General features: G+C 75.7%; 7 protein-coding genes and 1 pseudogene. 2 read left to right on the forward strand and 6 right to left on the reverse strand.

Annotated features, from left to right (window positions below):
- Nucleotides 1-83 precede the first annotated feature (83 nt).
- Nucleotides 84-1616 (reverse strand): protein phosphatase 2C domain-containing protein, encoded by a 1533-nt coding sequence (locus ACZ7EC_RS26935; protein ID WP_471066503.1) that lies wholly within the window; start codon nt 1614-1616, stop codon nt 84-86.
- 335 nt (nt 1617-1951) lie between these two features.
- Here ACZ7EC_RS26935 and ACZ7EC_RS26940 point away from each other — a divergent pair, with 335 nt between their 5' ends.
- Complete coding sequence (locus ACZ7EC_RS26940) at nt 1952-2941, forward strand: helix-turn-helix transcriptional regulator (RefSeq protein ID WP_471066504.1); 990 nt, start codon at nt 1952-1954, stop codon at nt 2939-2941.
- On the opposite strand, the gene ACZ7EC_RS26945 is transcribed toward ACZ7EC_RS26940, so the two are convergent.
- From ACZ7EC_RS26945 to rsgA, 5 genes are all read right to left on the reverse strand, one after another.
- Nucleotides 2919-4142 (reverse strand): SGNH/GDSL hydrolase family protein, encoded by a 1224-nt coding sequence (locus ACZ7EC_RS26945; RefSeq protein ID WP_471066506.1) that lies wholly within the window; start codon nt 4140-4142, stop codon nt 2919-2921. The two genes, ACZ7EC_RS26940 and ACZ7EC_RS26945, sit on opposite strands and share 23 nt — an antisense overlap.
- Nucleotides 4143-4326: 184 nt before the next feature.
- On the reverse strand, nt 4327-4815 hold the full coding sequence (locus tag ACZ7EC_RS26950; protein WP_471066508.1) for a methylated-DNA--[protein]-cysteine S-methyltransferase: 489 nt from the start codon (nt 4813-4815) through the stop codon (nt 4327-4329).
- The gene (locus ACZ7EC_RS26955) at nt 4812-6206 is read right to left on the reverse strand and encodes a DNA-3-methyladenine glycosylase 2 family protein (RefSeq protein ID WP_471066617.1); all 1395 of its coding nucleotides are present in this window, start codon (nt 6204-6206) and stop codon (nt 4812-4814) included. Before ACZ7EC_RS26955 ends, ACZ7EC_RS26950 begins: the two co-directional genes overlap by 4 nt.
- A 97-nt stretch (nt 6207-6303) precedes the next feature.
- Nucleotides 6304-9150 carry a SpoIIE family protein phosphatase gene (locus ACZ7EC_RS26960; protein ID WP_471066510.1) on the reverse strand — a complete coding sequence of 949 codons (2847 nt, stop codon included), beginning with the start codon at nt 9148-9150 and terminating at the stop codon, nt 6304-6306.
- A gap of 322 nt (nt 9151-9472) precedes the next feature.
- On the reverse strand, nt 9473-10567 hold the full coding sequence (gene rsgA / locus ACZ7EC_RS26965; RefSeq protein ID WP_471066512.1) for a ribosome small subunit-dependent GTPase A: 1095 nt from the start codon (nt 10565-10567) through the stop codon (nt 9473-9475).
- Nucleotides 10568-10920: 353 nt separating this feature from the next.
- On the opposite strand from rsgA, the pseudogene ACZ7EC_RS26970 reads away from it, so the two are divergent.
- Nucleotides 10921-12359: pseudogene (locus ACZ7EC_RS26970) on the forward strand (carotenoid oxygenase family protein).
- The last annotated feature ends 283 nt before the right edge of the window (nt 12360-12642 follow it).

The raw sequence follows: 12642 nt of genomic DNA on the forward strand, positions 1-12642 counted from the left end.
GGTCCGGGATCCGTGCGGGGTCCCGGACCCGTCCCGGATCCGTGCGTGGTGGCCCCGGTTCCATGGAGGCATACGAGGGGCGGTTACGCCTCCCACACGGCGGCGGCCGTACGGTCGTCGGCGTAGCCCTTGACCCGTACCCGCGCGTCGGCGAGGAAGGCGGCGAGGCCGGGCGGGCGGCGGCCGGACCAGCGCCGGGACAGATAGGCGCTCAGGGCGGGCTCCCCGCGCAGCGGCTCGGCCAGGCCCGGTGTGCACATCAGCAGAGCATCACCCGGCCGGGCTAGCGAGACCTGGAAGCGGAAGGGGTCGGGGGCGGTCGGGGGCGGGGGCTCGGGCAGCGGTTCGTACGGGCCCGGCGGGGCGGGGACGCCGAGGTCGAGGGTGAGGCGGTCGTCGTCCTCGGCGGGCTCGGGCGTCCCGTGCGGCTCCGGGGGCCCCGCGTGCACGGTGGCCGGTTCGATGTCCCGCCAGGTGCCGTCGCGCAGCAGGAAGAGGCCGCCGTCGCCGACGCCGAAGAAGACACGGGTACGGCAGTGCGGGTCGGCGGGCAGCAGCAGGCAGCGCAGGGTCGCCGTGTACTGCTCCGGCGGGACGCCCCGTTCGAGGGCGCTCGCGCGGAGCCGGCCCAGGCCCCGGTCGGTGAGCCGGTGCAGGCCCGCCTTCAGGTCGGCGCGCCGGGTGGCGCGGATGTCCTCGGCCAGCCGCCGGTGGCTGCGGCCCACCGCCCGGCCGATCCAGCGGCAGGCCTCGGCCGCCGCGAGGTGCGTCTCGGGGGCGGCGCGTGCGCCGGTGGCCATCGCGACGAGTACGAGCGCGTGGGCGCCGGTGCCGAAGCGCGCGGTCAGCAGGGCGTCCCGGCGGGGCTCGCCCCGGTAGCGCGCGGAGTCCCCGCGCAGCGAGACCGACCGCAGCGTCCAGGTCCCGTACCGGGCCCCGTCCAGGACCGTGTCGGCCACCAGCTCGCCCAGTTCCTCCGGCTCGGCGAGGGGAAGGGCGGTGGGCTCGGGTTCGTAGGTGGGCGGTCCTGACCCCACGAAGTCGAGGGCGGAGGCGGGCTCGGGCACCGGGGGGTGCTCGGGGGCAGCCGGGGTGCGGTGAGGCAGGTCGGGCGGGGGCGGCTGGACGCGGAGGGCGGGGGCGTCGGGGGGTCTTGGAGCGCCGGGCGGGGCGGGGGCGTCGGCGGGGGCCGGGGTGACGGGCGCTCCGCGGGGGCCGATGGGGGCCGCGCGATCGGACGGGCCAGGAACCTCGGGCAGTCCCGGCGCGTCGGCCGGAACCGGCGTATCCGGCGGCTCCGGGGAGCCGGACCGGACCGCGCCCTCCCGCGCAGCCGGCACGCGGAGAGGGACCGACACATCGACGTGCCCCGGACCGTCGTCCCGGCCCGAACCGCCAACCTGACCCGGAATTCCGGCCCGACCCGGAGCACCGGCCCGAGCCGGAACATCGGCCGGTGCCGGTCTCTCCCGCACCGTGTTGCGGATCGAGGTGTAGCGGTCGTCAAGGGAGTCGGGCGCAGCGGTCGGGCCCGTGTCGCCGGTGGTGTCGTCGTACAGCCGACCCCACCAGTCGTCCTCGGGACGGGCGGTGGGTCTTCCACCCTGCTGGCTCATGCCCTGATTGTCACCACGCGGGCGCGCGGAAAACGGGGCATCGGGAAATTCCGGCCGCGAAAAGGTGAACGGCCGCCGGGCGGTCCCACCCCCCACGGGGGGACCGCCCGGCGGCGCGGCGCACATGGCTGCCGTGGCTGCCGCGCCGGGGCCCACCCTGGCAGACGCACCTGTGATCCGGCGATGATGTCGGCGGCGGCTTTACGCCGTGGCCGGTTCCCGCCAGTCGCGGCGCGCCGTGCCGGCCTGTTCCCGGACGGCCGGTGCAGGGGACGCCGGGTGCCGCAGGTGGGCTCGGATATGCGCGGGACGTACGCAGGGGAGGGACGCGGTCGATGCTGACGGCGATAGGTCTGGACGAGCGGCACGAGGCGGCGTACCGCGCGCTGGTGACGGTGGGAGCGGCCGATGTGGCCGATCTGGCACGGCGGTTGACGCTGGGCGTGCCGGACACCGAGCGCGCGTTGCAGGGGCTGGAGCGGCAGGGGCTCGCGGCGCGTTCCTCGGCGCGGGCGGGGCGCTGGGTGGCGGCGCCGCCCGCGGTGGCGCTGGGCGCGCTGCTCACCCGGCAGCGGCACGAGTTGGAGCAGGCGGAGCTGGCGGCGGCGCTGCTGGCGCGGGAGTACCGGGCGGCGGCGGCCGAGCCCGCGGTGCACGACCTGGTGGAGGTGGTGACCGGCGCTTCCGCGGTGGCGCAGCGCTTCCTCCAGCTTCAGCTGGGCGCCGCGCGGGAGGTGTGCGCGCTGGTGACCGGGGACCCGGTGGCGGTGACCGCGCCGGAGAACGAGGCGGAGGAGCAGGCGGCCGGGCGCGGGGTGCGCTACCGGGTGGTGGTGGAGCGGGCGGTGCTCGATCTGCCGCAGGCGCTCGGCGGCCTGACCGAGGCACTCGGCCGGGGCGAACGGGTGCGGATGACGGACCGGGTGCCGACGAAGCTGGTGGTGGCGGACCGTTCGCTGGCGATGGTGCCGTTGACCTCGCACAGCGCGGAGCCGGCCGCCCTGGTGGTGCACGCCAGTGGTCTGCTGGAGCTGCTGGCGGGGTTGTTCGAGTCGGTGTGGCGGGAGGCGCTGCCGCTGCGGCTGAACACGGACGGCGCGGCCGAGACGGTGCCGCACGGCCCGGACGCCACCGATCTGGAGGTGCTGTCGCTGCTGCTGGCCGGGCTGACCGACGCGAGCGTGGCCAAGCAGCTGGAGCTGGGGCTGCGCACCGTGCAGCGCCGGGTGAAGCGGCTGATGGAACTGGCCGGGGTGACCACCCGGTTGCAGCTGGGCTGGCACGCCTACGAGCGGGGCTGGGTCACCCGTGGGCTGCCGGACTGAGCCTGCCGAGCGCCGTGCGCACCGTCTCCGCCACCGCCGCCATCCCCGCGTCGCTGAAGTGTAGATGGTCGCCGGGGTCGTACGCCGGGAGGATGCGGGTCGGCTGCGCCGGGTCGCGGACGGTCGCGTCGGCGTCGGCGACCGCGTCGAAGGCGCCGCCGGTGCGGATGAAGTCGTTGACCCGCTGCCGTAGGTCCTCGCGGCCGTCGGTGTAGGCGGCGTAGCCGCGGAACGGGGTGAGGGTGACGCCGACGACCCGGATGCCGCGGGCATGGGCGCGCGAGACGAGGGCGCGGTAGGCGTCGGCGTAGGCGGCCGGGTCGTCGGCCGGGGGCAGGCCCTTGATGTCGTTGATGCCCTCGAAGACGACGAGGACGCGCACCCCGGCCCGGTCGAGGGCGTCGGCGTCGAGGCGGGTGAGGGCGCTCGGTCCGGTGCCGTCGCGCAGCAGCCGGTTGCCGCTGATCCCGGCGTTGAGGACGCCGAGCCCGCGGGCGCGCAGCCGGGCGGCGAGCCGGTCGGGCCAGCGGCGGTCGGTGTCGGGGGTGGACCCGGTGCCGTCGGTGAGGGAGTCGCCGAAGGCCACGACGCTGCCGGTGGCGCGGCCGAGGACGTCGATGCCGGTCACGTAGTACCAGGACTTGACGATCGTCTTGTACGACGACCCGCTCGCGTCGGCGGCGTGGCCCGCGCCCTCGGGGGCCAGGTAGCTGGTCTGGAGGGCGCTGGCGTGGTACGTGGCGCGGCCGTCGTCCTCGGGCGTGTACACGGTGACGAGGAGGTCGGCGGCGGCCGGCACGGTCAGCGGCACCCGGTCGCTGACGGTGTCCTGCCCCGGCCGCACGGTCGTCGTGCGCGCCCCCCGGAAGGTGACGGGGCGCAGGGTACCGGGTGCGGCGTCCGGCCCCTGCGCCCGGCGCAGCGCCACGGTGACCGCGCCGAGCCGCAGCGGCTTGGTGCCGAGCCGGTTGCTGAGCCGGACCCGGACGGCGGTGCCGCCGACGCTGAGCCGGACGACGTTGCGGATCGCCGCGCCGGGCCGGGCGGCGGTGGTTCCGGAGGGCGCGGTCTCCCAACTGCCGGTCCAGCGGGGGGTGGTGCGGACGGCGCCGGGCGCGGCGGCGACACCCGCGGTGGCCCGTGCGCCCGGCAGGAGCAGCGCCATCAGCAGGACCGCGAGGACCCGTTTCATCTTGCCCATGTGCGCCCGCCCTTCCCCGGCTGATCCGCCGGAGGCGACCGTGCCACAGCGACGGGCCGCACCGCCGCACGTCGGCGGCGATACCACCCGGTCGGCGCAACGAGCGGGCGGGCCGCAGGGCACCCGGACGCGCGGGACCCCGGAGTTCACGCCCCCCGAGAGCACCGCGAGCCCGGCGGCCCGGTCAGCGGACGGGGGGTTCGCCGAGGGCGCCCTCCAGGGTCAGCAGGCGGGTCTTGCGGTCGAGGCCGCCGGCGTAGCCGGTGAGGGAGCCGTCGGCGCCGATGACGCGGTGGCAAGGGCGCACGATCAGCAGGGGGTTGGCGCCGAGGGCGGCGCCGACGGCGCGGACGGCGGCACGGGGCGCGCCGATGCGGGCGGCCAGTTCGCCGTAGCTGAGGGTGGTCCCGTACGGCACCTCGTCGAGAGCGGCCCAGACCCGGCGGCGGAACTCGGTGCCGGAGGTCCGCAACGGGAGCCGGAACGACCGGAGTTCACCGGCGAAGTAGGCGTCGAGCTGCTCGCGTGCCGCGGCGAACGGCTCCGGGTCCTCGCGCAGCCCCGCCGGGACGTCCCGCGCGCAGTGCAGCGAGGTGAGGGTGCCGTTCGGGTCGGCGGTGAGCAGCAGCCGGCCGAGGGGCGTGTCGAGGTGGGTGTAGCTTCCGGCGGTCATCGGGGCAACTCTCCTGCCACGTAGAGGTGTTGTACGGCATAGGTCCGCCAGGGGCGCCAGGCGTCGGGCGCCCGCACACCGGGCGGGGCCGCATCGGGGTCGCCGAGCGCGCGGGCCCGGATCAGCGCGGCCGTGGCCGCGTCCATCCCCGGCAGCGCGAGCAACTCCCGCTGCGCGTCGTCCCGGTCGGCGCCGGGGTCCAGGCGCAGGGCGCCGTCGGCGAGGGCGGCGGCGAGCGCGGACAGCGGTGCGGGCACGCCCCGCGCCCGCACGAGCGCCGCCGGTTCCGGGAAGAGGTGGGTGAGCGCGCCGTCCGGGGCGTCGAGGCTCTTGCCGTACGCCTCGGCCAGCCGCCCGCACCCCGCCGGGCCCAGCAGCGCGCGGGCCGCCGCCTCCAGGGGGTCGGCGGCGCCGGGGGCGCGCAGACCGGGGCGGGCCGCGACCAGGGGGGCGAGGCGGGGGTCGGTGCTCAGGCGCTCGTCGATCGCGTAGGGGTCGGCGTCCAGATCGAACAGGCGGCGCAGCCGCTGCACGGCGGTGGTGAGGTCCCGCGGGTCGGTCAGGCGCAGCCGCGCGTCCAGCCAGCCGCCGGGGCGCGTGCCACCGCCCGTGCGCGGCGCCCCGCCGCGCTCGGCGACGGCGGCGGTCCCGGTGCCGTACGGCAGCCGCAGGGCGCGCCGGTAGGTGCGCGCGCCGGGCCGGCCCGTGACCTCCTCGACCCCCGGCACCGCCTCCCGCGCGAGCTGGTCGAAGACGGGGGCGGCCGGGTAGGGGCCCCGGTGGGCGAGCCGCAGCGGGATGCCGGTGCCGTCGGCGGTCCGGCGGGCGCCGCCGCGCGGGGCCGCCGCCCGGACCTCGGTCGGCGTCGCGTCGTACACCTCGCGGAGCGTGTCGTTGAACTGCCGGACGCTGGCGAAACCGGCCGCGAACGCGATCTCGGTGACCGGCATCCCGGTGGTCTGGAGCAGCACCCGCGCCGTGTGCGCCCGCTGCGCGCGGGCCAGGGCCACCGGTCCCGCGCCCAGCTCGGTGGTGAGCTGGCGCTGCACCTGCCGGGCGCTGTAGCCGAGCCGCGCGGCGAGCCCGGCGACGCCCTCGCGGTCCACCACGCCGTCGGCGATCAGCCGCATGGCCCGGCCGACGACGTCCGCGCGCAGGTTCCACTCCGCCGAGCCGGGCACCGCGTCCGGCCGGCACCGGCGGCAGGCCCGGAACCCGGAGCGCTGGGCGGCGGCGGCCGTCGGGTAGAAGCGCACGTTGCGCCGCCTGGGGGTCACGGCGGGGCAGCTGGGGCGGCAGTAGATCCCGGTCGTTGCGACGGCGAAGAAGAACGCCCCGTCGAACCGTCCGTCCCGGCTGCGCACCGCCTCGTACCTGCTGTCCTCGTCCATCACGCGTTCCAGTGTGGCCCTCGGCCAGGGCACCGGCTGGCGGAAAACGGACACGGAAGCCGACGCACCGCGTCGGCGGGGGGAGCCACGAAAGACCCTAGAGGCTCTCCCACTGGTCCAGGATGTCGTCCGTGCTGCCCTCGTCCGCGGCGCCGGCCGGTCGCGGGCCGTCCTGCTGCGGGGCCAGCTCGGCCCAGATCACCTTGCCGCGGGCGGTGTAGCGGGTGCCCCAGCGGCTGGCGAGCTGGGCGACGAGGAACAGCCCCCGGCCGCCCTCGTCGGTGGCCGCCGCCCGGCGCGGATGCGGGGCGGTGCTGCTGCCGTCGGCGACCTCGCAGATCAGGCCCCGGTCGTGGAGCAGGCGGACGCGGATGGGCGCGGAGCCGTAGCGCACCGCGTTGGTGATCAGTTCGCTGAGGATCAGCTCGGCGGTGTAGCCGACGTCCCCGAGCCCCCACGCCTCCAGCGTCCGCGCGCACTCGGCGCGGACCGGACCGACGGCCGCCGGATCGCGGGGCACGTCCCACTCGGCGACGTGCTCGGGGCCCAGCAGCCGGGTACGGGCCACCAGCAGGGCCACGTCGTCGATCGGCCGGGCGGGCAGCACGGCGTCCAGGACGGCCGTGCACAGCGCCTCGGGACCGTTCCCCTCCGTCGCCGCCAGGGTGTCGCGCAGCAGATCGAGGCCGGCGCCCATGTCCCGCTGCCGGTCCTCCAGCAGCCCGTCGGTGTACAGCACCAGGTACGAGCCCTCCGGCAGCTCCAGCTCCAGCGTCTCCACCGGCATGCCGTCGCCGAGGCCCAGGGGCGGGGAGACCGGCACGTCGGGGTAGGTGGCGGTGCCGTCGGGCAGGACGAGGGCGGGACCGGGGTGACCGGCCCGTGCGATGGTGACGCGCCCGGCGACCGGGTCGTACAGCGCGTACAGGCAGCTCGCGCCGGTGACGTTCGCGATGCCGTCGCGCGCGACCCGCCCGTCCCGCAGCAGCCCGTCCAGCCCCTCCTCCCCCGCGCCCCGCGCGTCGCCCCGCTCGTCGCTGTCGATGCGGCTGACCAGTTCGTCGAGGTGGACGAGGAGTTCGTCCGGGCCGAGGTCGAGGGCGGAGAAGTTGGCCACGGCGGTGCGCAGCCGGCCCATGGTCGCCGCCGCGTGCAGCCCGTGCCCCACCACGTCGCCGACGACCAGGGCCACCCGCGCGCCCGGCAGCGGGATGACGTCGAACCAGTCGCCGCCCACCCCGGCCTGCGCGGGCAGATAGCGGTAGGCCACCTCCAGCGCGGACTGCTCGGGGACGCCGCGCGGCAGCAGGCTGCGCTGGAGGGTGACGGCGGTGGTGTGCTCGCGGGTGTAGCGGCGGGCGTTGTCGATGGCGACCGCGGCCCGCGCCACCAGCTCCTCGGCGACCGCCCGGTCCTCCTCCTCGAACGGTTCGGCCCGCTCGGTGCGCCAGAAGCTCGCCACCCCCATCAGGACGCCTCGCGCGCGCACCGGCACCACCAGCATCGAGCGGATGCCGTGGGCGAGGATGCGGTGCGCGTTGTCGGGGTCGTTCTGCTCCCATCCGCCGTCCTTGCGCAGGTCGGGTTCCAGGACCGGGGTGCCGGTGCCGAGCCCGATGGCCTGCGGGGTCTGGGAGGCGAAGTCCAGGAGGGTGCCCACGGGGTAGAGCGGGTGATCGCTGTCGATGCCGGCGAGGGCCGTCCGGCGCATGAGCGTGCCCTCGGGCTCACCGCCCCGCAGGACCGAGTCGAGCAGGTCCACACAGGCGTAGTCGGCGAACCGGGGGACGGTGAACCGGGTCAGTTCCTCGGCCGTGCGCCGTACGTCGAGGGTGGTGCCGATCCGGCTCATGGCGTCGTACAGCAGCCGCAGCCGCCGCTGGGCGACGGCCGCGCGGCCGGCCACGGCCCGCAGCTCGGTGGTGTCGCGCAGGGTGACGACGCTGGAGGGCCGGCAGCCGTGCGGCGCGGTCGGCCGGACGCTCACCGCGAGCAGCCGGTCGCCGGCCTCGCAGACCTCGTCGGTGACCGGGTGGTCGGAGGACAGCAGCGTGGCGAGGGACGCGGCGAACCCGAAGTCGGTGAGCCGCCGGCCCTCGGCGTCCTCGGGGAGGCCGAGCAGGCGCCGGGCCTCGTCGTTGGCCAGGAGCAGGGTGCCGTCGGCGGAGACGATGAGGACGCCCTCGCGGGCGGCGTGCAGTACGGCGTCGTGGTGGTCGTACATCCGGCGCAGCTCGGCCGGTTCCAGGCCGCGGGTCTGCCGCCGCAGCCGCCGGTTGACCAGGGCGATGCCGCCCGTCGCCAGCAGCAGCGCGGCGGCGCCGGCCGCGAGCAGCACGGGCAGCTGCCGGTGCACCTGCTGCCGGACGTTGCGCACGGTGATGCCGGCGGTGACCAGCCCGACGACCCTGGCGTGGCTGCCCATGACGGGCACGGTGGTCTCCACGGCCACCCCGATGGGGGTGGACAGGTCGTGGGTGTACGGCTGTCCGCGCAGCGGCCGCGAGAAGTCGCCGATCACGTGCTTGCCGATGAGGTGGGCATTGGGGTGGGTCCAGCGGACCCCGGCCGGGCTGAACGCCACGATGTAGTCGATGCCGGCCTCCTTGCGGACCTGTTCCGCGCGGGGTTGCAGCACGGCGGTGGGGTCCGGGGAGCGCATCGCGGCGAGCGTGCCGGGGGCGTGGGCGAAACCGGCGGCGGCGGCGAAGGTGCGCTGCCGCGCCGCGGTGAGGCCGGCCTGGGTGGCCTGGACCACGAGAACGGTGCCGGCCACCACCCCGAACAGCAGCAGGATGATCAATTGCAGCACGAACATCTGTCCGGCGACGGTCCGGACACCGGGCGGCAGCCACCTCGGCCGTCCGGAGTCGGCGGCAGCCGGGGACGCTTCGGCCGGGGCGGAAGCGTCCCACCCCGAAAACAGGCCGAAACGCCTCTTCATGGTGCATTTCTAGCATCCGCTGAGGAACAGGGACACAGCGCGACCTGCCGGAGACCCACCCGCACCCCACCCCGACCCGACCGGCGCGGAGACGCCAGGGGAATCCCCCGCCCCCCGGATCGGGGGATTGCGGGGAGCGGGGATACGGCTGTCGGGGTGGGGCTGTGCGGCATGTGGGTGAGGGAGGGAGCCTGGCCGAGGGGTGGGTGGGGTGGGGACGGCCGGGGACCGGAGGGGCCGGGGGCCGGGGCCTCACCTGCGGTGGTCCTGCCCGGCGCCCCGCCCGGTCCACCCGGTCACACCCGGCGCCCGGCGCACCCGCTCACGTCCAGCGGCCCTGTTTGGCTCGCAGGGCGGCACGGCCCTCGCTGCCCTTGCGTTTCCAGTCGCGGCGGATTTCGGCGCGCAGCCGGGCGTCGGTCTTGGCGACGATCCACTGGTTCTCGCGGAGGAGCTTGCGGTAGCTCTCCAGGCGGCGGACGGACAGTTCCCCGCTGTCCACCGCGGAGCGCACCGCGCAGCCCGGCTCGCTCTCGTGGGCGCAGTCGTGGAAGCGGCACCGCCCGGCCAGTTCCTCGATCTCGGCGAACACCTGCCCGACCCCGCTCCCGGCGTCGTACAGGCCGACCCCGCGCAGCCCCGGTGTGTCGATGAGGACGCCGCCGCCGGGCAGGGCGAGCAGGTTGCGGGTGGTCGTGGTGTGCCGCCCCTTGCCGTCGACGTCCCGCGCGGCCCGTACGTCCATCACGTCCTCGCCGACGAGGGCGTTGGCCAGCGTGGACTTGCCCGCGCCGGACTGGCCGAGCAGCACGCAGGTGCCGTCGCCGACGAGGGCGCGCAGCACGTCGAGACCGTCGCCGGTGTGCGCGCTGGCGCCGAGCACCGGCACGCCGGGCGCGCTGTGCTCGACGTCCTGGACGAGGTGGGCCAGGGTGACCGGGTCGGTCACCAGGTCGGCCTTGGTGAGCACGACCACGGGCTGCGCCCCGGACTCCCACGCGAGGGCGAGGAAGCGTTCGACGCGGCCGAGGTCGAGTTCGACGGCGAGGGAGACGGCGATGACCGCGTGATCGACGTTGGCCGCGAGGATCTGCCCGTCGGAGCGCTTGGAGGAGGTGGACCGCACGAAGGCGGTGCGACGCGGCAGGTACACCCGGACGTACCGGGGGTTCCCGCCCGCGTCCACGGCGACCCAGTCGCCGGTGCAGACGACCCGCAGCGGGTCGTGGGGGGTGACGAACGCGGTGTCGGCGCGGACGGTTCCGCCGGCGGTGACGACGTCGCACTGGCCGCGGTCGACCCGCACCACCCGGCCGGGCAGCAGCCCTTCGGTGGCGTACGGGGCGAACGCGCGAACCCAGCCGTCGTCCCAGCCGTAGGGAGCCAGGGCGCAGTACTCAGCGGAGCTGGAAGTCAAGGGGGACCCTTCACAGGGGTGGCCCCGGAGCGAGCGGTCGGCTGCGACGCGCTCGGGTCAGCCGGTGGCCACGGAGGCGGACTCGAGAAGTTCCTGGATGCGGGCAGCGCCCACCGCAGTGACAGTCATCGGTCACACCTCCCCATCCCACTCGGCCGGTGGCGGCGACCGAACGGCCGCCGCGCGAAGTGATCCCACCCTAGGGCGGAGCGCCCGCGAGCACCATCGAATTAACGCGCCCGCGGCCGGACCCGCGCCGGCGGAGCCGCGCAGGCGCCCGCGGTACCGGAGTGGCGGGCGGTCGCGGCCGGCATTTGACTGATCGGGGGCCTGTACTCCGCCGGGAGATTCCGATGACCGCGTCCGCCGCCTTCGATCCGACCCGTGTCGCCCACCTCACCGGACGGTTCGCCCCGGTCACCGAGGAGGTCGACGCGGTGGACCTGGCGGTCACCGGGGAGCTGCCGAAGGAGCTGGACGGCGTCTACCTGCGCAACGGCCCCAATCTCCGCGCTTCACGCCGATCGGCAGCTACCTGTACCCGCTCGACGGCGACGGCATGATCCACGGGGTCTGGCTGTCGGCCGGCCGGGCCCGCTACCGCAACCGCTTCGTCCGCACCCCCGCCATGATCGCCGAGGAGCAGGCCGGCCGGGCCCTGTGGGGCGGCCTGGAGTCCCTGATCCTTCCCGGCGCCGACGAGGTCGGGGACGTGCTCGCGAACACCTTCAAGCCGCTGCCGGACATCAACGTCGTCCGGTACGCCGGCCGCCTGCTCGCCCTCGCCGAGTCCGACTGCCCGTACCGGATGAGCCCGGAGCTCGACACCCTCGGCAAGGAGACCTTCGACGGGCGGTTGCCCGCCGGCATCACCGCGCACCCCAAGATCGACCCGGTGACCGGCGAGCTGGCCGTGTTCTGCTACGCCCTCGAACCGCCGTACCTGACCTGGGCGCTGATCGGCCCGGACGGTGCCGTGCGACGCGGTCCCACACCGGTGGACGGCGTCGACGCGCCGCAGATGATCCACGACATGGCGCTCACCCGCCGCTATCTGGTCCTCGTGCTGGCGCCGGCGTTCTTCGACATCGGGGCGGCCCTGAACGGCGGTTCGTTCCTCGCGTGGCGTCCCGAGCGGGGCACGCGCATCGCGCTGATCCCGCGCGACGGCGGTCCCGTCCGCTGGGCCGCCGACGAGGCGTTCTGGCTGTGGCACACGGTCAACGCCTACGACGACCCGCACGACGGCCGCGTGGTCCTGGACTACGTGCAGTGGCCGGCCCTCTCGCTCGGCCCGGAACCCGGCGCGGGCCGGTCCCGGCCGAGCGGGCACCACGGCCTGACGCGGGCCGTCGTCGACCCGGTCGCCGGCGGCGTGCGGCGGGTCCGGCTGGACGACGCGCGGGTCGAGTTGCCGCGCGTCGACGACCGCGTCCTGACCGGCCGCCACGAGCGGCTCGCCGTCGCCGCGGACAGCGGCCGCGGCGAGGGCCTGCTGCCGGGCGAGTACGACGCGCTGCGCTGGTACGCCGTCCGCGCGGACGGCGCCACGGCGCAGACCTGGGAGGCGGGTGACCTGTCCGTCGGCGAGCCCGTCTTCGCGCCGGTGCCCGGTACCCGCGGCCCCGAGCACGGTTACTGGCTGACTTTCGCCACCGACCGCACGGACGGCACCAGTTGGCTGCTCGCCCTGCCCGGTGCCGACCCCGCCGGCGGGCCGGTCGCCCGCGTCCGCATCCCCGTGCGGGTCCCGCTCGGCCTGCACGGCACCTGGCTGCCCACCGAGGAATGACGCCGGACGGGCCCGTACCGCCGTGACAACGGTGTCATTTCCCGATCCTGTAACACGCATTTGAACGTTTGGTTTCATGGGCGAGTACGGTGCGCATGACAGAGTGGCAGGCACCTCGATTCATCACCGATCATGATCGGTATGAGAGCAAATTGAGTCTTGGACGACTCCGGGTCCGATGCTGGACTTGACGCGTGACGGACCACGCACGACGAACGGCTGCCACAGGCGACGGTATATGGAAAGTAAATTCTTTCACCAATGCGGCGAGGTATGAGGGTGA

This window comes from Streptomyces sp. NPDC037203 (genome assembly GCF_055605065.1).